The 20,441-nt window shown below is 54.0% G+C and carries 16 protein-coding genes and 1 pseudogene; 5 read left to right on the plus strand and 12 right to left on the minus strand.

Going from position 1 to position 20,441, the window contains the following annotated elements; genetic code table 11:
- Positions 1 to 6 precede the first annotated feature (6 nt).
- The 8 genes from EDF78_RS23860 to EDF78_RS23895 all read right to left on the minus strand — a co-directional run bounded on the left by EDF78_RS23860 (position 7) and on the right by EDF78_RS23895 (position 8,589).
- A complete protein-coding gene (locus EDF78_RS23860; RefSeq protein ID WP_095922145.1) occupies positions 7 to 804 on the minus strand; it encodes an ABC transporter ATP-binding protein in 798 nt (265 codons plus the stop codon).
- Positions 801 to 1,712 carry a nitrate ABC transporter permease gene (gene ntrB / locus EDF78_RS23865; protein ID WP_133824041.1) on the minus strand — a complete coding sequence of 304 codons (912 nt, stop codon included), beginning with the start codon at positions 1,710 to 1,712 and terminating at the stop codon, positions 801 to 803. The genes EDF78_RS23860 and ntrB overlap by 4 nt, the downstream gene beginning before the upstream one ends.
- 12 nt (positions 1,713 to 1,724) lie before the next feature.
- The gene (locus EDF78_RS23870; RefSeq protein WP_133824042.1) at positions 1,725 to 2,984 is read right to left on the minus strand and encodes a CmpA/NrtA family ABC transporter substrate-binding protein; all 1,260 of its coding nucleotides are present in this window, start codon (positions 2,982 to 2,984) and stop codon (positions 1,725 to 1,727) included.
- A 281-nt stretch (positions 2,985 to 3,265) separates the two neighbouring features.
- Positions 3,266 to 4,471 (minus strand): nitrate regulatory protein, encoded by a 1,206-nt coding sequence (locus EDF78_RS23875; protein WP_133824043.1) that lies wholly within the window; start codon positions 4,469 to 4,471, stop codon positions 3,266 to 3,268.
- A 181-nt stretch (positions 4,472 to 4,652) separates the two neighbouring features.
- Positions 4,653 to 4,919, minus strand: a complete 267-nt coding sequence (locus EDF78_RS23880) for a YkgJ family cysteine cluster protein (RefSeq protein ID WP_095922149.1) — start codon at positions 4,917 to 4,919, stop codon at positions 4,653 to 4,655.
- Positions 4,916 to 6,487 carry a cobalamin adenosyltransferase gene (locus tag EDF78_RS23885; protein ID WP_133824044.1) on the minus strand — a complete coding sequence of 524 codons (1,572 nt, stop codon included), beginning with the start codon at positions 6,485 to 6,487 and terminating at the stop codon, positions 4,916 to 4,918. The genes EDF78_RS23880 and EDF78_RS23885 overlap by 4 nt, the downstream gene beginning before the upstream one ends.
- A gap of 68 nt (positions 6,488 to 6,555) precedes the next feature.
- Positions 6,556 to 7,650 (minus strand): chemotaxis protein, encoded by a 1,095-nt coding sequence (locus EDF78_RS23890; protein ID WP_133824045.1) that lies wholly within the window; start codon positions 7,648 to 7,650, stop codon positions 6,556 to 6,558.
- A gap of 24 nt (positions 7,651 to 7,674) precedes the next feature.
- Complete coding sequence (locus EDF78_RS23895) at positions 7,675 to 8,589, minus strand: WYL domain-containing protein (protein WP_133824046.1); 915 nt, start codon at positions 8,587 to 8,589, stop codon at positions 7,675 to 7,677.
- 168 nt (positions 8,590 to 8,757) lie between these two features.
- Between EDF78_RS23895 and EDF78_RS23900 the strand changes: the two are divergent.
- Positions 8,758 to 8,884: pseudogene (locus EDF78_RS23900) on the plus strand (helix-turn-helix domain-containing protein).
- A gap of 282 nt (positions 8,885 to 9,166) precedes the next feature.
- Here EDF78_RS23900 and EDF78_RS23905 read toward each other — a convergent pair.
- Positions 9,167 to 10,558: an MFS transporter gene (locus EDF78_RS23905; RefSeq protein WP_095922154.1), complete on the minus strand. Its 1,392-nt coding sequence runs from the start codon at positions 10,556 to 10,558 to the stop codon at positions 9,167 to 9,169.
- 42 nt (positions 10,559 to 10,600) lie between these two features.
- The gene (locus EDF78_RS23910; RefSeq protein WP_095922155.1) at positions 10,601 to 11,680 is read right to left on the minus strand and encodes a cellulase family glycosylhydrolase; all 1,080 of its coding nucleotides are present in this window, start codon (positions 11,678 to 11,680) and stop codon (positions 10,601 to 10,603) included.
- Positions 11,681 to 11,879: 199 nt separating this feature from the next.
- On the opposite strand from EDF78_RS23910, the gene EDF78_RS23915 reads away from it, so the two are divergent.
- The gene (locus EDF78_RS23915; RefSeq protein ID WP_095925146.1) at positions 11,880 to 12,890 is read left to right on the plus strand and encodes a LacI family DNA-binding transcriptional regulator; all 1,011 of its coding nucleotides are present in this window, start codon (positions 11,880 to 11,882) and stop codon (positions 12,888 to 12,890) included.
- Positions 12,891 to 12,931: 41 nt separating this feature from the next.
- Here the strand turns inward: EDF78_RS23915 and EDF78_RS23920 are convergent, their stop codons facing one another.
- Both EDF78_RS23920 and ascF read right to left on the minus strand, forming a co-directional pair.
- Positions 12,932 to 14,362, minus strand: a complete 1,431-nt coding sequence (locus EDF78_RS23920; RefSeq protein WP_133824047.1) for a 6-phospho-beta-glucosidase — start codon at positions 14,360 to 14,362, stop codon at positions 12,932 to 12,934.
- Positions 14,363 to 14,382: 20 nt separating this feature from the next.
- A complete protein-coding gene (gene ascF / locus EDF78_RS23925) occupies positions 14,383 to 15,855 on the minus strand; it encodes a PTS cellobiose/arbutin/salicin transporter subunit IIBC (protein ID WP_166654490.1) in 1,473 nt (490 codons plus the stop codon).
- A 291-nt stretch (positions 15,856 to 16,146) separates the two neighbouring features.
- Between ascF and EDF78_RS23930 the strand changes: the two genes are divergently transcribed.
- From EDF78_RS23930 to EDF78_RS23940, 3 genes are all read left to right on the plus strand, one after another.
- Positions 16,147 to 17,175, plus strand: a complete 1,029-nt coding sequence (locus EDF78_RS23930) for a LacI family DNA-binding transcriptional regulator (RefSeq protein WP_133824049.1) — start codon at positions 16,147 to 16,149, stop codon at positions 17,173 to 17,175.
- Between the two features lie 127 nt (positions 17,176 to 17,302).
- Entirely contained in the window at positions 17,303 to 17,527 is a 225-nt protein-coding gene (locus tag EDF78_RS23935) for a hypothetical protein (protein ID WP_015690004.1), read from the plus strand.
- A gap of 347 nt (positions 17,528 to 17,874) precedes the next feature.
- The gene (locus EDF78_RS23940) at positions 17,875 to 19,959 is read left to right on the plus strand and encodes an EAL domain-containing protein (RefSeq protein WP_095922162.1); all 2,085 of its coding nucleotides are present in this window, start codon (positions 17,875 to 17,877) and stop codon (positions 19,957 to 19,959) included.
- Positions 19,960 to 20,441 lie beyond the last annotated feature (482 nt).

Raw genomic sequence — 20,441 nt, forward strand, 5'->3', positions numbered from 1 at the left:
GCTGAATCAGGCCACTGACCGGTGTTTTTCATACAGAAACTGCAACACCTGCTGGCGGTAACGGTGGAACATCGGATCGTTTGCCAGTGCCAGCCGCGAACGCGGACGTTCCAGTTCCACCTGTAATACCTCGCCGACTTTCGCCGCCGGGCCGTTGGTCATCATCATCACGCGATCCGACAGCAGCACCGCTTCATCCACGTCGTGGGTGATCAGCAAAATGGTGGTGTTCAGACGCGACTGGATCTCCATCACCGCATCCTGCAAATGCGCGCGGGTCAGGGCATCGAGCGCACCGAAAGGTTCATCCATCAGCAGCACTTTGGGTTTCATCGCCAGTGCGCGGGCAATCCCCACCCGCTGTTTCATGCCGCCGGAAATCTCAGCCGGGCGCTTGTCGGCGGCGTGCCCCATATGAACCAGCTCGAGGTTGTGCGCGATCCACTCGCGCATTTCACTTTTACTCATCACTCCTTTGAATACCTGATTCACCGCCAGCGCGACGTTCTCCGTCGTGGTCAGCCAGGGCAGCAGGGAATGGTTCTGAAACACCACACCGCGCTCCGGCCCCGGACCGGTAATCTCCTGGTTATCACACAGCAACACCCCTGCCGTCGGGCGACTCAGCCCGGCAATCAGGTTCAGCAAGGTGGATTTCCCGCAGCCGGAATGCCCGATCAGGCTGACCGTTTCGCCCTGCGCAATATCAAAGCTGACGTTGTCGAGCGCCAGAAACGTGCCTTTTGCGGTCGGAAATTGCTGGCTGACGTTTTGCACGCGGATAATGGCTTTGTCATTTTTCATCTCAGGCTCCTGACGTTGTCGTAGCTGAAGCGGCGGGCAATGGCCATCAGCCCCTGTTCCAGCGCCATGCCCACCACGCCAATCAGCAGGATGGCGATAATGATGTTTTCCACATTGAGGTTGTTCCATTCGTTCCAGATCCAGAAACCGATGCCGACGCCGCCGGTGAGCATTTCGGCGGCGACGATCACCAGCCACGCGATGCCGATCGACAGGCGCACACCGGTCAGGATGTAAGGCAACACGGCAGGAAACAGGATCTTGCGCATCACGGTGAATTCACTGAGTTTCAGCACCCGCGCGACGTTGAGATAATCCTGCGGAATACGCATCACGCCTTCTGCGGTGTTAAGGATCATCGGCCAGATGGAGCAGATAAAAATGGTCCATGCCGAGGCCGGTTCAGCACGCTGAAACAGCAGCAGACCAATCGGCAGCCACGCCAGCGGGCTGACCGGGCGCAGCAACGAAATCACCGGGTTGAGCATGCGGGCGATAAAGCGGAAACGTCCGATCAGGAAACCGGCGGGAATGCCCACCAGCGCCGCCAGTCCGAACCCGGTCGCCACACGTTGCAGCGAGGCCAGTACGTTCCAGCCGATCCCCATGTCGTTTGGTCCCGCGATGTAAAACGGATCGGCGAAAATCACTTTGGCGGCGTCCCAGGTTTTCAGCGGTGTCGGAAAACCTTTGCTGCTGAGCGCGGCAACCTGCCACAGCGCAATCAGCACAATGACGCCCAGCAGGGCCGGAATGACCTGTTGCAGCCACCGGCGCAGCACGCCATGTACGCGGCCGGTGACAGGCGCTTTCACGCTAACGACCGGCGGCGCGGGGGTCAGCGGCACGATCTGCGCGCTGACCGGCTCTGCCAGTACGACAATTTTGGATGTGGAGTGAACAGACATTGGCGACCTCACTTAGCGTTTCATGGCAAAACTGTTGGCATATTCAGCAGGCTGGCTGCCGTCCCAGACTTTCCCGTCGATGAGCGTGCTGCTGCGCATCTCGCCGGACGGCAGGCTGATCCCACCCACCGCCGTGGCGGCCTGTTTGTAGACGTCAATGCGGTTAATTTTTCTGGCGACGGCCAGATAGTCCGGATCCTTATCCAGCAGTCCCCAGCGTTTGTGCTGGGTCAGGAACCACATGCCGTCGGAGAGATAGGGGTAGTTGACCGCGCCGTCGTTGAAAAAGCGCATGCTGTGGGCGTCTTTCCAGGTTTTCCCCAGCCCGTTTTGGTAATCGCCGAGCATCCGTCCCTGAAGAGTTTCCACCGGCGTATTGATGTAGGCGCGTGCCGATATCACCTGCGCGGTCTCGATACGGTTGGCGTCTGAGGTGTCGATCCAGCGCGAAGCGTCCAGCACCGCCGCCGTCAGGGCGCGGGCGGCGTTGGGATTCGCCGTCACCCAGGCCTGAGTGGTGCCGAGAATTTTTTCCGGATGATCCGGCCAGATTTCCTGCGAGGTCACGGCGGTGAAACCGATATCATCCTGAATGGCGCGCTGGTTCCACGGTTCGCCGACGCAATAGCCGCTCATGTTGCCGATTTTCATGTTCACCACCATTTGCGGCGGCGGCACGACCACATTGCGGACATCGTTAAACGGATGGATCCCGGCGTTCGCCAGCCAGTAATAGAGCCACATGGCGTGGGTGCCGGTGGGGAAAGTCTGGGCAAAGGTGTACGTGCCTTTCGCACTGGCATCGACTGCTTTTTTCAGCGAGGCCGCGCCGGTGACACCGGCCTGTTTCAGCTGATTTGAAAGGGTGATCGCCTGCCCGTTATTGTTGAGCGCCATCAGCATCGCCATGTCGTGCTGCGGGCCGGAAACGCCAAGCTGTAAGCCGTAGACCAGGCCGTAAAGGACATGCGCGGCATCAAGCTCGCCGGACACCAGTTTGTCGCGCACTGACGCCCAGCTTGATTCCTTGCTCGGGATGATTTTGATGCCGTATTTCTCATCAAACTTTTTCACCGCCGCCATCACCACGGAGGCGCAGTCGGTCAGCGGAATAAAGCCGACGCGGATCTCTTTTTTCTCCGGTGCATCGGAGCCGGCCGCCCATACGCTGTTCATAAAACCGGGCATCATCATGCTGCCGCCCAGCGCCGCGCTGGCCGCGATAAAACGGCGGCGGGAGAATCGCCCCGGCGTAGTGTTGTCTTGCGTCATTGCGGCTTCCTGTAAAGTTGAAAAATGAGCAAAAAAAAAGCGTCCAGTTAGCGCTCAGTTTCCTGAACGCTAACGGACGCCTTTATCCGTAATCCTGACTAAACCGCCATTGGTTTAGTGCTTATGTCGTATAACAATGCAGCTTGTATGCCAACTTGTTGCCACACAATAAAATCAGCCGGTTAGCGGCACGCCGTCACGGCATTGCTGCTTTTCTGCACCGCAACAGCACGTCCTGCACATCGTGATGGCACATCGTCAGTGCAGCTACTCCTTAGGGATTAGGGATTCTTTTTCCCCAATACTTCCGCCACCGCGAGCATCGCCTCTGCAATCTCGGAGAGCTTTTTATTCTGCTTCATCGCCATATCGCGCAGGGTTTTGTGCGCCTGCGGCTCGGTCAGACCGTGATGCTGCATCAGCAGGCCCTTGGCGCGTTCCACCCGTTTTTGTCCGGCCAGCGTGGCGCGCAGTCCGGTCAGTTCGGCATCCAGCGTCTGTAACTGGCGCGACTGCTGTTCGACCAGTTCCAGCACGGACCGGCTGAGCTGCGGGGGGATCAGCGCGGAGTAGTGCGACTCCTGCGGCGGGATGTCACCGATATCCTGCTGCTGGCGCGCAAGGGCATTCTGCGCGTCGCGGATCCGCTGACGGCAGCATTCCATCAGGCTTTCTTCCAGACTGTCTTCCACCGTTTTCATGCCGTCAATGCGCGCCGTCGTCACCTCAAACCAGCGCAGCGCGTCCTCTGCCGGTGTCATACGGGTGCAGGCAATGCGCCGCAGACGTTCGAATTCACTGCTGTCCGTGTTCACCTGCTGTTGCCACTGCGCCAGACAACGTGGATCGGCGAACCCGCTGAACGTCTGGAAACAACGCTCCTGACTGTCGATCAGATCCTGCAATTGCTGATGCGCGGCCTCGTCGAAATGACGGGCCGCAAAACCTGCGGCACCCAGCGCCCGTTCCTGACCGGCCAGTTCCTTGCCCTGCATAAAGCTGAACATCGCCAGTAATGCCCGCGAAATGGACGGATCACCGGAGATATCCGCCGCTTCAAACACCAGCGCCAGATGGCTGCGGATCACCTCGCTGTACTGCCGCATGGCGTCCGGCTGGCTGATGGCCTGTGCCTGAACCTGACCGCGCAGTGACGGCAGGGTGCTGAGACTGTGCAGAACAGCGGCGATGCGGCTGAACAGGCGCGGCGCGTTTGCCACACCCTGCCCGCTCAGATCCAGTGCAGCCAGCTGCTGCCCCACGGCTTGCTCCGCGTTCTCCACCTGCAACGCCCGCTCATTCAACTGGTCAGCCCAGAGTTTGCCGTGCGAACACAAAAAGATGTTCACCGTGCCCCGCTCACGTTGCAGCACATGGATCAGCTGACTGATCGTGCCGACCAGCCTGCCCGTCTCCAGCAACTGCTGCAGGCAGGCAATTTCACTTTTTTTCGATGCCAGCACAAAACCGAGAGCCGAATGAGACATAGAGGAATTCTGTTCAGGGAAGAGGTACAGAGGGTAAAGCAAGAAGTGTGCCGGAGCAGTAACGGCGCCGGGCAAAAAGCACTTACGGTGGCGAGTGAAACTCGGTCAGCTCCCTCCCCTGCGAAGGAGGAGGTGCAGGGCATCTGTCTGGCTGATAGCCTACGTGCGCGATTGCTGATGATTACAACGTCTCAAGCACGCGGCAGGCTATCTGGTTAAGTTCTATAAATTCAGGCCAGCTGTATTGCTGCTGATAATTTAGTAAAAACTGTTTCTCGACCTGACATATGAGCGGACGCTGGTCATAAACCTTACATTGCCGGCTGGTATCATCGTAGTGACGGCAGGCACCGTCACCGCGATCGAGATAGCGCGTTTCCTCTGCCCGATGAACATGGCGGCAACAGGCGCCGCACTGATTACAGGGGAAAGATGGCGTCAGGTTCATAAGGAACTCAGCCAGCTTCGGGTTGATTGTGCATTTCCGGCTTCAAAAGGCAGGCTGATATTGCGTTTATCTGCCTCCGCTTTCAGCAGCAATCCCCGGTGAATTTCATCATTGACCAACACTAAATGCCCGGTAAATGCAGCAAGTTCATCCGCATTCATGGCAAACTCAATCCGGGTTAATTCCAGAATATAACGATCAAGCTCCGCATTCACGTTCTGGAAATATTCTACCGCTTTCTGAAACTTATCTTTGAATCTGTCGAGGAATGCCCATAGCTTTTGCATCAGTGCACTGCTTTCCAGAAAATAATTCATGGTCAGTGTGAGGATGCCCGTCGCCAGTGCGCTGCAAAATGCGGCAAGTTCAGGACCGAACGGGAACAGAAACACACTCGCCAGATATTCGTTAATCAGCACACCCGTTACGACGGCAATTCCCGCCGCTATCACGCGGCTCACCGCTTTCGCCTGCTGGCCCGGCGGCAGATTGTCCGGGTTGAACACCATGATTTTGAACGCCTGAACCAGATTATTCCACATCTCACGGATCAGTCTGACCAGCATCTTTTTCGTGGTGAAAACAATATTAAACAACGTGGTGGTGATACTCGACAGCACGCCACCTAAGACGCCGTCTTTGAAGGCGGTGAGAAAATCACGAAATTTTGCTTTTATCCGTTCCCACGCGGCGACCAACGTTTCACCGATATCACCCAGGAATTCTTTCGCATCAAAGTGTTTGCGCTGGCGGGCATAGATGGAAGGGATACGTTCATGAACTTCAAACCAGACTTCAGCGAGGATAAGCCCCAGCATCTGACGACTTCCCATCCGCAGCCCGGTTGAAACTGACGCACTCGCGACATTCAGGGCAAATTTGCTGCTGGTGTAATAGCTGTGGTTGACTTCTGATTCGTAACGCGCACGCGCTTTTTCATCGGCTTTCTGCATCCGTTCAAAATCTGCTTTGGATTTATTTTCCAGACTTTGCAGGCGCTTCTGCTGTTTATCCGTCAGCACTGGCTGACTTTTTAAGGTCGCGATTTCCTGCTGATTAGCCTGATATTCCTGCTGTAATTTTTTCACGAAATCCGACATCGGCAGCGCTTTTTTAGAGGTATTCAGCGTTGCACCGGTCGGCGTCAGATTGCTGTCATCGTTTGCCAGATCGGCACCGTTCAGTTCTGCCAGGATCCGGCCCGGATCATGATGAATTTCGTTGGCGGAAATAATATGGTCAAGATGTACTTTGTCATTAGGTTTTAGCGTTTCGCCCGTATAACTGTCCGTTAATGTTCCGGCTTTGCGCTGCGTGCTGACACTGGCATTATTTTTTTTATAGTTTGCGTGTTTATGGTAGATATCAGTATCGTAGGCTTCACGATTTTCATACCGTGTGCGTTCTTTTTCAGTGGCGTAAATTCCCTTTCGGACATTTTGAACTGTATTGACATCCCCGCCGTCCTGATCTTTAAGCAGCAAAAAATCAAGACCGAATGATGTTGCGAGACTTTTCACCACAGTCTCATGCAGTTCCTTTCCCCAATCTATTTCCTGTGTCGCCATAAGGTAATGCCACCTGTTTTATCAATAGCCATTCTGAAAAAAAGCCGGGCACAGTGGCCCGGTCAGCCTTAAGCTTTTAAGGTATATTTCGCGCTATCTTCTTCTGATTTAGCCAGCGCTTTATCCAGTGCGCGTTTATTTAGCACATTGATCCCATCGGTATCAGTCTGTAATTGCACAACACCGTTCTCAATAACAGCTTCATTTTTTTCATTGGTCACTGGTTTAAACAACGGCGTGGTAATGATATCGGTCATAATGGCCGCCAACATGTAACCATTTTCAATCATACGCAGACACTCTTCAGAATCTTCAATGGCATCCTGAATATTGTTCTTACGACGTTCGAGGATCTTCTGATGCATTTCTTTCAGTGGGGTGAAATAGCCCGCAAAAAGGGTGTGAAGCTGAGACAAAGAGGTATAGATCGAATCAACATATTTATTCACCACTTTCAGATGCGACTCAGCCAGATTCATTTTATCTACGGCAGATCTCACCTGACGGGCAACATCCTGTGCATTTTCCAATGCTTTCTCCGCATGCGCCGCATAAGCCCAGCCCGCGATCATCAGGATCGGCGCCACGACCGCGCCGCCCAACACCATTGCTCCCCCGGCCATCCCCCAACCGCCTGCCGCCAGTGATCCTCCGCCAATGGCGGCCATCGTGGCATTATAGGCTGCAGCACCTGAGAGTGCGGCAATCGGCGTACCGGTGGAAGCCGCCGCAAACGCCACAACACCACTGTAAACTGCGAATCCTGCTGCTGCACCTGACGTTCCGGCACCTACCACGGTTCCAAGATATTCTGTCGCCGAAATAGCCAGCTTCTCAATTTTGTTCAAACGGTGCTGTGGGATTTCCAGGCGCAACTGGATATGGCCGTCTTGTTCCATTTTCGCCAATAAATCTTTAGCGATCGTGTCAAACTCACGAAATTCCTCACCAATTTTTAATTCTTTTTTACCGAGGCGTTCAAGTTTGCGGGAAGCGTCATCATTGACAGCGTCGAAGGCTTTCTTGCGACTGTCATAGCGATTTTTAGCGCCCTCAAGGATTTCATTTGCTTCAGATTTATCCTGATAACCTTTGTATGCTTTTTTACCACCGACGGCAGTGGCTATTGCTGCGGCACCTAAAATGATAAGAGGAATTGCCATAGTACATCTCCATTGTTATTTAAATTATTTTGCCTCTGCGGGCAGTAACGATTTTTCAGCTGAAGACAGGTAGCCTTTTAATAACCGACAAAGCGCATCCCTGAGCCAGAAAGGTTCAAGAATTTCAATCTCCGGTAGCCAGAAAAGTATCAGCGGTAATATTTGATTTTCATGCGCGGCGCGACAACTCACGACAACCCCTTTTCCGTCATCCTCAAGCAGTTGCTGCTCCGGCAATAAGTCACGCCTTTTGAAGTAATGAGCCTGGCGTCCTTTCACATACAGTTTCACGTCAAAACCTTCCCGGCTAATCCAGGGGTCCTGACTGTTTTCCAGTAAAGCCATCACCGTCATATCGGGAATAAAGGTGTCTTTTTTAATATCCAGCCATTCGATCTGACTCAGTGAAAAAGACTTCAACTTCCCTTTATCTGTGGCCTGTAAATACCAGATGTTGTGCTGATTGATAAGCCGGTACGGGTGGAGTTCCCGTTCTTTACCTTTATAAGTCAGTTTGCAGAGATTACGCTGTCTGATGGCTTTTTCGATGGTCGCGAAGTGACGGCGCAGATCGGTTTTCAATGTATGTTCAGGGCTGGCATTCTGAATACTGATATGTTTTTCGTTCAGACGGGCATCGAGATACTGCCAAAAATCACTTCCACGTTCGGGGAAGTAACTGTCTGCCTGCAAAAATTTTGCCAGCGAATGATGCAGATTATCCGTTTGTGTCGATTGCAGAGCGTATAAAAGCCGGTACTCACCTTCGCCGCGGTGCTCGATAACAGGCGACAGAGCATTCAAATCACGATAGACCGTCCGTTCAGTGATTGAAAATTTCTCCATAAGCGCATTGCGTTTAACAACGCCGTGCAGGTGCAGCTCCATTAATATATCAACCAACCGCTCCGCCGAGCGGCACTTTACGCGAGGCGCCATCGTTTAATCCTAAAGCTACAGTGAGGTGATGTGCTGATTATCCATAACTCACTGACAGGTTTTGTCAGTCACCCATCTGGTACTTCTCTTTTATCGCCCGTTTTTGATAAAACTTAAATTTTTTGGGAAATTCATCACGAACATAGATGAACAACTTCAGGCACCACGCTGGCAGCAGTGTCCCGCCCGGCTGGCCTGAGTTCCTCCACGCATTTCAAATGCCCTTTCCCGCCCATGGCCGAAAGGTGAAATGCTGATCGGTCAGGCAATTGGCGTGCAACCTGCGCTTATCTGACCGAGCCGATATGTTGATCAGTAAACAATGGCCGTGATTGAATGGAAGATAAGGATGCAGGAAAAGTAGAATTCAGGCTGCTCCCTCCCCTGCGAAGGGGAGGGTTGGGGTGGGGTATTAATGAAAAATCAATACGTTGAAGCATACTTTGACCCGGTGTTAGCCCTTAAAACCCCCTCCCGTCCTCCCCCTTCGCAGGGGGAGGTGCAGGGCAAAAACCTACTTACGGTGGCGAGTAAAACTCGATCAGCTCCCTCCCCTGCGAAGGCGTTGACGCCGTCCTCACACTTCTAACGGCCTACCCTCGCCCTGCGGCGGCTCTTCGAACACTTCACCAGATTTACGGCGCTGCTCGAGTATCGCCAGCACGTCGGCGTGTTTATCTTCGGTAAAATCGAAGAACCACATAAAGCCGATGCGGATTAATGAACCGATGGCGGGCAACAGGCTGATGCCGAAGAACAAACCGTTCATCACGCTTTCAGTCTGGTGCGCGGCCTGCGGGACATAGTGGATCGCGGTCAGGAAAATCCCTACCAGCCCGCCGCCGACGGCGACTGACATTTTGCCGGTAAACGTCTGGCCGGAGAAGGTAATGGCGGCGCAGCGTTTATTGGTTTTGTATTCGGCGTATTCGATGGTGTCGACAATCATTGCCGACGTAAACAGATTACTCATCATCACGAATACCGTGCTCAGACCGAGCAGAATAAACAGCCAGGCAAGATGGTGATAACCGCTGAACCACAACACAATGCGCACCACAATATCCAGAATGCACAGGGCAATAAATAACGTTCTCTTTTTATAACGGCGGGTTAATAACGGAGCCGTCAGGCAGGCGATCGCCGCGAGGATCCCCATTACGCCAATCGCAGCCTGTAACGCGCCGTCGCCCATATTATAAATAAAGAAGTAGATATAAATGCCGTTGGCAATATTGTGCAGCACGCAGAAAAAGAACGAGGCTAAGACAAAGAACAACGGCCGGTTATTTTTCAGGTTATGGAAGGTATCGCGCATGGTGACTTTTTCGGTGCTTGGCGGCACGCGTTCTTTAATATGCCAGAAGCCGTTGAGCATCAGCAGCAGACCGATGACCATCATCACCACCGTGGCACCAAAATAGCCGTGGTCGCTGGAACCGGGCGCGAAATACGCCGTCAGACGGGGGAAGAATATCGAGGCGCAGGCAATCCCGGCGTTAACGCCCAGCACCGCGGCGGTCACGGCTTTGGTCCGCTCTTTCGGCTCGGAACTCATCACCGAACTCATCGACCAGAACGGAATATCAGAAATCGCGTATAACGTGCCCCACAGAATATAGGTCGCGCCCGCATACAGAATTTTGGTGCCGGTTGGTGCATCAATATTATAAAACGACGCCAGCGTCACCAGCGTAATCAGGAACGGTGCCAGCAACATAAAATGGCGGAATTTCCCGAAACGGGTCTGAATGGTGTCCATTACGCTGGCAAATAACGGATCATGTATGGCATCCCACGCGCGGGCCACCAGAAATATAGTACTGGCAGCCAGCGCAGATATGCCCAACACATCGGTATAGAAATAGTTAATAAACGAACCCACTAAACCAAAACTGAAGCATTGCCCCAGCCCGTAACCAAAATAAGACCACAACTCCCTGGAAGGGATTTTCATTGAAATAGTCATTTTATATCGCCTCGCACGTCCCTGTGCTGCCTGTTGAAAGGGTTATTTCATGCGTGTTAAACGGCGGACCAGATCCATTTCGGCACGACGGAACGGAATGCCGTATTCGTCCAGTACGTCGTGGAACCATAAATGGGCGTAATCGTGATTGCCTTTGCGCACCACCGGCCACGGCAGCGTGGTCTGGGTCTTCCCGCGCACCAGCCCCCATTGATAACAGCCGCAGTTGAAGGCGCTGAAGAGCGGCAGTTGTTCCTCAAACACGCTGCCGACGTGGCGTGCCAGCCATTCAGTGCAGAGCAGCGGACGGTTAAATTTCTGCCAGAAACGCAGCGCTTGTAACAGTTTCGGCGTGGCAACGTAGGCGTGGAAACTGATGACGTCGGAAAGCTTTGCCGCTTCGACGTCGATCGGATGGGTGAAAAACTCCGATTCCGGCTGATCGGGATCCTGCGAGAAATGCCATGCGCCGACTGTCAGCGGCTGGCGCGGATCTTCATCCCGCGCCCAGACAAACGCCCTTTGCATCAGTTCCAGCGCGAAAACCTCCAGCTTTTCGTCGTACAACACTTCTTCCAGCCCGGTGGCAAACGTGCCCCGGTTACCCGGCTCGTTGTACAAATCCCAGATGGCGATGCGGTCGTCTGTGCGGAAATGTCGGATGACATCACGCACATAACGCTCCACGTCCGGCCACATATCGCGGTTACACACCACGTCGCGTCCCGGACTGGCCGCCGCCTGACTGTTATGTTTGCCCGGCTCCGGCGCTTTTTGCGGCCCGAGGAACGGCTCGTCGCCGGAGAATCCGCAATCGTCCATCAGCGTCAGCATCACCTTGATCTGATGACGGGCGGCAATCGCCAGAAACTCATCAATGCGCGCCAGCAAACCCTCGCGATCATCCTGCCAGACGATAAACGGCAGGTTGATACGCAGCTGGTTATAGCCCGCGTCGTGCGCCCAGCCGAGTTCCTGATCGATGGTCGGCGCATCAAAGGTGTCGCGCTGCCACAGTTCCGTCCAGTTCACCGCCGTGCGCGGCAGATAGTTAAATCCGCAAATCCAGCCCTGCTGCCTGCTCCACGTTGCCGCCTGTTCTGTGCTCCATTGCTCTTTCATTCATCGTTCCTCATGGTAAAGTGCATCAACTAATATTATTAGCTAATGTTTATTACTCACTCGGAATTGCTGCAAATCACATGCTCAGGTTCTGCAATTGAGATCACACTCTTTTTACACAAACTGCGTGGTGGTCGGGCAAAAACAGGCGCTGTGTTATAGTGCAAAAGGAAAAAATATGGGCGACGGGAAAAGGGAAATGGAGAAGAAAAACAAAGTCACAATGAGTGATATTGCGCGCGAGGCCGGTGTGTCTCAGGCCACGGTATCGCTGATTTTAAACAACTCGCGCTCCGTAAAACTCAGTGAGGAAACCCGCCAGCGGGTGTTTAACACCGCCCTGTCGCTCGGTTACAAAAAGATGCCCGCCCCGCACAGTGATAATGGTCAGGAAGAAATTGCGCTGCTGATTAATGCCATGCCCAGTTACGACCCGTTTGTCGATGCGCTGAGTGAAGCGCGTGAAGCGGCGTGGAAACACAACACATTGCTGACCGTGTATGACTACGGCGATGATGCCGAACTGGCGGTGCGGATTATTGCGCAGCTCAATCAGCGGCGCTGTGCCGGTATTATCCTCGCCTCGCCGGTGACGCAGGCGATTGATTACGCCCCGTTTGCCAACCAGACGCAACTGCCGGTGGTGCTGCTGAATGTCTATGACCGCGCCTTTCCGCTGCTGCCGACCTTTTTGCCGGACGACCGCGCCAATGCGCTACAAATTACCCGTCATCTGATTGATCAGGGCGCGACGCGGATCGCCCACATCATGGGCGATAACTGGATGGAAGCCTGTGAAATGCGGCTTGAAGGCTACCGCGAAGCACTCTCGCAGGCCGGTATGGCGCATGACGACCAACGGGTTCTGGCGACCAACTGGTCACTGAATGAAACCTACCGCGCCACACTGGAACTGATGAAGCTGCCCGAACCGCCGGATGCCATTTTCTGCTCCAGCGACTGGATGACCATCGGGTGTTATCAGGCGCTGACCGAACTGCACCTGCGTATTCCGCAGGATATTCTGGTCGCCGGTTACGATGATCAGCGCATTGCCGATCAGATGACGCCGAAACTGACCAGCGTGCAGTTGCCCTATTTCGAACTCGGTCGCATGGCGGTGGAATATCTCTGCTCTGGCGAAGACGCTGCCACGCGGGTGATCATGGCCGGGAAACTGAAAGTGCGGGCGAGTACGGCGGCGAAATAAATAAAGGGAATATCCGTTGCAGATATTCCCTTTTCACAGGTTCAGTCCAGATCCACTCCGTTACTGGCAATCACTTTTTTATACCAGTAAAACGATTTCTTTCTCTTTCTTTCCAGCGTGCCGTTTCCGGCATCGTCGCGGTCGACGTAAACAAAGCCGTAGCGTTTGCTCATTTCGCCGGTCGAGGCGGAAACCAGATCGATACAGCCCCATGAGGTGTAGCCGATCAGCGGAACGCCGTCGGTGATGGCTTCACCCATGGCGCGGATGTGTTCGCGCAGATAGCTGATGCGATAATCGTCGTTGATTTCGCCCTGCGCGTTGATCTCATCTTTCGCACCCAGGCCGTTTTCTACCAGGAATAACGGCTTCTGATAACGGTCGTACATCATGTTCATGGTGATGCGCAGGCCAAGCGGGTCAATGCCCCAGCCCCATTCACTGGCTTCGATATACGGGTTTTTCAGCGATTTGACGATGTTCGCCGCGCTGCTGTTGTTGTCGTTCATATCCGCCGATGCGCAACGTGACGCGTAGTAACTGAACGAGACAAAATCGACGGTATTTTTCAGGATCTCGTCGTCGCCCGGTTCGGTGACCACGGTCACGCCCTTCTCCGCAAAGACGCGACGGGTGTAGGACGGATATTCGCCGCGTGCCTGCACATCGATAAAGAACAGGTTTTCGCGGTCTTTCTGCAATGCCGCCCAGACATCAGCAGGTTTACAGGTTTGCGGATAAAAATTCCCGCCCGCCAGCATACAACCGACCTGATTCTCCGGGTTCACTTCATGGGCGATTTTGGTGGCTAATGCGCTGGCCACCAGCTCATGATGCGCCGCCTGATATTTCACCTGTTCCTGATTTTCACCTTCTTCGAAGACTAATCCGGCACCGGAGAACGGGCTGTGCAGCAGGATGTTGATCTCGTTAAACGTCAGCCAGTATTTCACCAGCCCGTCGAATGCTTCAAAACAGGTACGGGCATAACGGGCGAAAAACTCCACCATTTTGCGGTTACGCCACGAACCGTATTCGATCACCAGATGCATCGGCACATCGAAATGGCACAGCGTTACCAGCGGCTCGATACCGTATTTTTTGCATTCCGCAAACACATCACGGTAAAACGCGATGCCTTCGGCGTTCGGGGTCAGTTCGTCACCGTTCGGATACAGACGGCTCCAGGCTATCGAGGTACGAAAGACTGAAAAGCCCATTTCCGCCATCAGCGCGATGTCTTCTTTATAACGGTGGTAAAAATCGATCGCCTGATGCGCCGGATAAAACTCGTCGTCTTTCAGGGTGAAACGTTTTTCCTGACCGGTTTTGACCGCCAGACGATGCGGGCCATGCGGGATCATATCGACCGTGGTCAGGCCCTTTCCGCCTTCAAAACTGCCGCCTTCGGCCTGGTTGGCGGCAATCGCGCCGCCCCATAAGAAGCCGTCGGGAAATACTGATGCTGACATGAAAAAATCCTCTTCTGTCTTTATTTAACTGCGCTTTGCGAAACCGCAAAGGAAGCGGAAGCTGCCGGTTCGGCCGTTTTTGTTTCTTTCGGCGTCACGGTTTCCACCGGGATATCTTCAAATCCGAGTAACAGCGTGGTGAAGAAGGAAATCACCACCGCCAGAATCATCACGCCCACCACCCAGACGATGCTCATCGGATTGGACGGGTCGAAGAACTGCACGCTGGTAAACAACCCCGGCGAGGCCATTGAATGGCTGGCGAGGCCGCCTAATCCGGCGACACCGCCGCAAATGAAGCCGCTGATCAGGCAGGCGATCAGCGGACGTTTGAGACGCAGCGCTACGCCGTACAAAGCAGGTTCAGAAATCCCGGCAACAATCGCCGAGGCCGCCGCAGCCAGTGCGGTCTGACGCAGTTCCGGGTTTTTGGTGCGCCATGCAACCGCCAGCGACGACCCGCCGAGCGACAGGTTGGCACCAATTTCCGACGGCATCACCATGCCCTCTTTGCCGGTTTCGGCGATGGTCTGAATAATGGTCGGGGTAAACACGCGATGCATGCCGGTCATTACCAGCAGCGGCCAGGCCGCGCCCATGATGGCAACCGACAGCCAGCCCAGATAGCTGTGAACGGTGTACACCACGGCGGAAATCCCGGTACCGATCCAGATACCCAGCGGACCAATCAGCATGATGGCGATCGGCGCGGCAATCAGCATGATCAGCATCGGTTTCAGGAAGTTTTTGGTGACCACTGGCGTGATGCGGTCCACCCATTTTTCAATGTAGGACAGCAGCCAGGTCATGCACAGCGCCGGGATCACCGTGTAGGTGTATTTCACGGCGGTAACGGAAATGCCGATAAATTCAACTTTCTGCCCCTGTGCGGCTTTCGCCATCAAATCGATAAACGCCGGATGCACCAAAATCCCGGCAATGGCAATCGCCAGCGACATGTTGGTTTTAAATTTCACCGCCGCCGAGGCCGCGACCATCACCGGCAGGAAGAAGAATGCGCCGTCGCCGATGGTATTGAGGATCACCAGCGTCGAGGCACCTTTCTCAAACACGCCGGTCATGTCCAGGATCATCGCCAGCAGTTTCACCATCGACCCGCCGATAATCGCCGGGATCAGCGGGGACATGGTGCCGATCAGCGCATCCAGAATGCCGGAACCGATGCGTTTTAAGGTGATTTTGTTTTTAGCCGGGGCGTCGTGATCGCTGGCTGCAAAGCCTTCCGGCAGCAATTTCAGCACTTCGGCATACGCCTGTGAGACGTTATTACCGATGATCACCTGACATTGTTTTTCGTTGCGTACGACACCCATCACACCAGTAATGGCTTTCAGCGTGGCGGCATCGACGGCAGATTCGTCATTGAGCACGAAGCGCAGGCGTGTCATGCAGTGCGTCACCGCCGCCACGTTCTCCGCGCCGCCGATTGCGTCGACAATCGACTGAGACATTGCTGCAAAATTTTTAGACATGAGTGACAACTCTCTCGGATTCATAGTGTTATGAATGTTTTTCAGAAGCCGCAGCTTCTGTGAAACCGCTTTTTATGAAACGTTCAGGTTCTTTTATGAAAGGCTGTGAAACGGTAGGTAACCGGTTTCATACGAGAATGTGCAGTTCTGATGCAGACTTCAATAAAAACCTGCAACGCTGTTTTATTTTTGTGACGCCGATCGCCACCCCGCTTTCAGCGAGTCCAAAATCCTCGCAAAACAGCCGAAATGTGTAGAATGACGCATCGTTTTATATTTCAGGTGTGGCTGATGTCGACAATGCAGGAAGTGGCAACCAAAGCGGGTGTTTCTAAAGCCACGGTGTCCCGTGTGCTCTCCGGTAAAGGTTATGTGAGCCAGGAAACCAAAGATCAGGTCTTTAAAGCCATCGAGGAAGCGGGATACCGGCCAAACTTACTGGCGCGTAATCTGGCGACCAGCAAATCCATGTGCATCGGTCTGGTGGTCACCAACACGCTGTACAACGGAAACTATTTCAGCGAGTTAATCTCTCAGGCGGCCAAAAAACTCGATGCCAACGGCCGTCAGCTGATCCTGGTTGATGGCAAACACAGCGCCGAAGAAGAACGGGAAGCCATTCAGTTTCTGCATGATTTACGTTGCGACGGCATCATTATTTATCCGCGCTTTTTATCCGTGGATGAAATGGATGAGCTGATCGACAAATATAAAAAACCGGTGATGGTGGTCAACCGCAAATTACGTAAACATCAGAGCCATTGTATTTATTGTGACCACAAAGGGTCCGGATTTAATGCCACCCGTGCGCTGACTGAACGCGGCCACCACCGTATTGCATTTATCACCGGCTCGATGGATTCCCCTACCGCCATCGAGCGCCTGTCGGGATATAAAGAGGCGCTGACCGCCGCCGGTTTACCGGTGCAGGAATCGCTGATCGTGCCGGGGAAATGGTCTGCGGCCAGCGGTGCTGCCGCCGTCGAAACCCTGCTGGCGGCCGGTGAACCGTTCAGCGCCATTCTGGCCAGTAACGATGAAATGGCGATCGGCGCGATGAAAAAACTCAACGATGCCGGGATCGCCGTGCCCGCACAGGTTTCGGTGATCGGGTTTGATAATATTCCGACCGCGCCGTTTCTTATTCCGGCGCTGTCGAGCGTGAAAGATCCGGTCAGCGATATGGTCAGCGAAGTCATCAGCCAGATTATTTCCATGCTCGACGGCGGTTATTTGTCCGAGCAGAATAAATTTGTCTCGGAACTTATTTTGCGGGAGTCGGTGGTTGACGGACCTTATGCTTCTCTCAGTATTTCGTAAGCGCAATTTAAATTATCCGTTAAACACAACGGATTAAGCCTTTTCCGAATTGTCGTTTTAGCTTCTGCCCTGCACAGTGCGCATGAACAAGAATCACCGTGATCACGGGACACAGGAAATATCTAAAATGAACAAATCTGGAATGCTTATCCTTTGTGCAAGCTTATTGGCTGCCAGTCTGAGTGCTAACGCCGAAGGCCCGCGTAAAGAGCCAGTAAAACCGCCTCAGCCGGTACATCAGGTGCATAAACCGGTCGTGAAACACAAGCCGGTCCGCCACAAGGCGAAACCTGCGCCGGTGCATCATAAGGTTCAGCCGAAGCCGGAAGTGAAACCGCAGCATCGCGGTTAAGCGATTCATCCTAAGCCGCACACTGTTGCGGCTTTTTTACGTATTGATTAAACGCTTGTAACACATGAACTTTATGTGCCTTTTGAGTAAAGTTATTTCCCCGCCTGCCGATAACTCCCCTGTTATTTAAAACCCGGACAACGAATTTCACTTAAGGCCGATCTTTTTGCTAAATATGCTTAAATTTAAGCACGTTAGAAGCAAAATTTGGCGAAGTAAGAATTATCTTATGCTAACGTTTCTCCGGCACATCACAGCAAAAATGCGTCGGGAACAGGCGCACTATTTAGCCGGACTCTGATTTGGACGGACCCCGTGCAGAGACGGCCAGCTATCAGGCAAAAAATATGAGTGAAGATTCTGATGTACTTTATCGATTGCTGGTTCAGCGCGTAGAAGACTACGCGATATATATGCTGACTCCCGATGGCCTTATTGCTAACTGGAATGCCGGTGCGCAGCGGGCGAAGGGGTATACGCCGGAAGAAGTTGTCGGTAAGCATTTTTCCTGCTTTTACACTGAGGAAGACAAACAATCCGGATGGCCGCAGCACGGGCTGGAAACAGCGCGGTCCACCGGCCGTTACGAATCCGAAGGCTGGCGACAGCGCAAAGACGGTTCGCGCTTCTGGGCGCATATCATTATCGAAGCGTTGCGTGAAGCCGGAGAAATCATCGGATTCGCCAAGATCACCCGTGATGTCACGGAGCGTCGTGAAACGGAACAGGCGTTGTTGCAGGCCAAAGAACTGGCGGAATCCAACAGCGAGCAGCTCTCGTCCCTGTCTCAGTTTCTCAATACGGTGATCGCCAATATTCCCTCTTCGGTGATTGTCGAGAATGCCGTCTCTCGTGAAATCCTGCTGGTTAACCGTCAGGCAGAACGTCTGCTGGGCATCTCCCGCGACAAAATGCTGGGTAAACGTCCGCAGGATTGTATGGGCGTCGGGCTGAGCAATTTCATCAATAAGCAGTCGGATGAATGTCTGCGCGCGGAAGGCGTACACCGCAGCGAGCAGCAATTGCTGACCGCTATCGGCGACCGGACGTTACAGACCACCAGCTCGGTGATCCGCGGACACGATCCGCAGACCAGCTACGTGATGATGATTGCCGATGACGTGACGGATCAACAGGCGGCGCATGCCCGGATCCATCACATGGCGCATCACGATAACCTGACCAGCCTGCCGAACCGCATTCTGTTCAGCCAGCGTCTGAGCGAAGCGTTGCAGCGCGACAGCTATACCCACAGCCACACCGCCACCTTGTGTCTGGATCTCGATAACTTCAAGAACGTCAACGACGCGCTCGGCCATCAGGTCGGTGACGAACTGCTGCGTGCGATTTCCAAACGTCTGCGCATGACCCTGCGCGATGACGACACGCTGGCACGCATTGGCGGTGATGAATTCGCCGTGGTGCTGCCGGGGCTGAAAGACATTTCAGCGGCGCATCAGATTTCCAAACGCCTGATTGAATCGGTGCGTCCGCCGGTCATTATTGACGGCCATTCGCTGTCCGTCGGGCTGAGCATCGGCATTGCGCTGGCAGACTCAGCAGAAAATACCCCCGACCAGTTGCTGCGTTGTGCGGATATGGCGCTGTACGAAGCCAAACGTAATGGCCGCAACCGTTACGAAGATTTCCGCCTGGAGATGGACGCCGCCGCGCGTAAACGCCGGGTGGTTGAAATGGATTTACGCGACGCCATCACCTGTAATCAGCTGCGTCTTTACTACCAGCCGATCACCGATGCGCGGCACGATGCGGTAATGGGTTATGAGGCGCTGATGCGCTGGCATCACCCGGAAAACGGTCTGATCATGCCGGTAGATTTCATCCCGATTGCCGAAGAAACCGGGCTGATCCACAGTCTCGGCTCGTTTGCGTTGCACGAAGCCTGCCGTGAAGCCGCCAGCTGGAAAGGCAATCAGACCGTCGCCGTCAACCTGTCGCCGATCCAGTTCAAAAACAGCGGGCTGGTGTCCGTGGTGGAGTCCGCGCTGGAAGCCTCGGGGCTGGATCCGGCACGTCTGGAAGTGGAAATCACCGAATCGGTGTTGCTTGATAACACGCTGGGCAATATCAGCACGCTGAGAAAACTGAAATCACTGGGTGTACGCATCGCACTGGATGATTTCGGCACCGGCTATTCGTCGCTGAGCTATCTGCGGTCATTCCCGTTCGACAAAATCAAAATCGACCGGTCGTTCATTAATGATATGCAGGACAGCCGCGAAGCACTGGCCATCATCCGCGCGATCACCGGCATGAGCCGCAGTCTGGACATTCAGACCACGGCAGAAGGTGTGGAAACCGACGAGCAGTTCCGGCGTCTGAAAGAAGAAGGTTGTACATTGTTCCAGGGATATTTCTTCGGACGGCCTCAACCCTCAGAGTCAAGACTGACCGGGTTTGCACCCCTCTGATGGTAGTTATTAGACACGGGTTTTGTCGGGAATGATCGGGGGAACAGCGGCATATAAGCCTGTTATTTCTGACGATTGTTTTTGCACAACCCCTTGCTAAGGGGAGCGAGCCGACCGTGTTTCCTTCCACACCGGAAGTGGGTTTTGACCTGCTCCTCCCCCTGCGAAGGGGGAGGCTGGGAGGGGGTTTTAAGGGCTAACACCCGGTCAAAGCATACTTCAACTCATTGATTTTACTTTAATACCCCACCCCAACCCTCCCCTTCGCAGGGGAGGGAGCCGACCGTGTTTCCCTCCACACCGTAAGTGGCTGCTGCCCTGCTCCTCCCCCTGCGCAGGGAAGCGAGCCGACCATGTTTCCCTCCATACCGGAAGTGGCTGTTGACATGCTCCTCCCCCTGCGCAGGGAAGCGAGCCGACCATGTTTCCCTCCATACCGTAAATGGGTGTTGACCTGCTCCTCCCCCTGCGAAGGGGGAGGC

It is taken from the genome of Rahnella sp. BIGb0236, from assembly GCF_004364755.1.
Classification (GTDB): Bacteria; Pseudomonadota; Gammaproteobacteria; order Enterobacterales; family Enterobacteriaceae; genus Rahnella; species Rahnella victoriana.

What these genes read in the sequence shown, in the direction of transcription:
- EDF78_RS23935 (WP_015690004.1), top strand. Translation starts at nt 17,303, where the DNA reads ATGAACAAATCTGGAATGCTTATCCTTTGTGCAAGCTTATTGGCTGCC.
- EDF78_RS23905 (WP_095922154.1), bottom strand. Translation starts at nt 10,558, where the DNA reads ATGACTATTTCAATGAAAATCCCTTCCAGGGAGTTGTGGTCTTATTTT.
- EDF78_RS23930 (WP_133824049.1), top strand. Translation starts at nt 16,147, where the DNA reads ATGTCGACAATGCAGGAAGTGGCAACCAAAGCGGGTGTTTCTAAAGCC.
- EDF78_RS23890 (WP_133824045.1), bottom strand. Translation starts at nt 7,650, where the DNA reads ATGGCAATTCCTCTTATCATTTTAGGTGCCGCAGCAATAGCCACTGCC.
- EDF78_RS23880 (WP_095922149.1), bottom strand. Translation starts at nt 4,919, where the DNA reads ATGAACCTGACGCCATCTTTCCCCTGTAATCAGTGCGGCGCCTGTTGC.
- ntrB (WP_133824041.1), bottom strand. Translation starts at nt 1,712, where the DNA reads ATGTCTGTTCACTCCACATCCAAAATTGTCGTACTGGCAGAGCCGGTC.
- EDF78_RS23915 (WP_095925146.1), top strand. Translation starts at nt 11,880, where the DNA reads ATGGAGAAGAAAAACAAAGTCACAATGAGTGATATTGCGCGCGAGGCC.
- EDF78_RS23875 (WP_133824043.1), bottom strand. Translation starts at nt 4,471, where the DNA reads ATGTCTCATTCGGCTCTCGGTTTTGTGCTGGCATCGAAAAAAAGTGAA.
- EDF78_RS23870 (WP_133824042.1), bottom strand. Translation starts at nt 2,984, where the DNA reads ATGACGCAAGACAACACTACGCCGGGGCGATTCTCCCGCCGCCGTTTT.
- EDF78_RS23940 (WP_095922162.1), top strand. Translation starts at nt 17,875, where the DNA reads ATGAGTGAAGATTCTGATGTACTTTATCGATTGCTGGTTCAGCGCGTA.
- EDF78_RS23860 (WP_095922145.1), bottom strand. Translation starts at nt 804, where the DNA reads ATGAAAAATGACAAAGCCATTATCCGCGTGCAAAACGTCAGCCAGCAA.
- EDF78_RS23885 (WP_133824044.1), bottom strand. Translation starts at nt 6,487, where the DNA reads ATGGCGACACAGGAAATAGATTGGGGAAAGGAACTGCATGAGACTGTG.
- EDF78_RS23895 (WP_133824046.1), bottom strand. Translation starts at nt 8,589, where the DNA reads ATGGCGCCTCGCGTAAAGTGCCGCTCGGCGGAGCGGTTGGTTGATATA.
- ascF (WP_166654490.1), bottom strand. Translation starts at nt 15,855, where the DNA reads ATGTCTAAAAATTTTGCAGCAATGTCTCAGTCGATTGTCGACGCAATC.
- EDF78_RS23920 (WP_133824047.1), bottom strand. Translation starts at nt 14,362, where the DNA reads ATGTCAGCATCAGTATTTCCCGACGGCTTCTTATGGGGCGGCGCGATT.
- EDF78_RS23910 (WP_095922155.1), bottom strand. Translation starts at nt 11,680, where the DNA reads ATGAAAGAGCAATGGAGCACAGAACAGGCGGCAACGTGGAGCAGGCAG.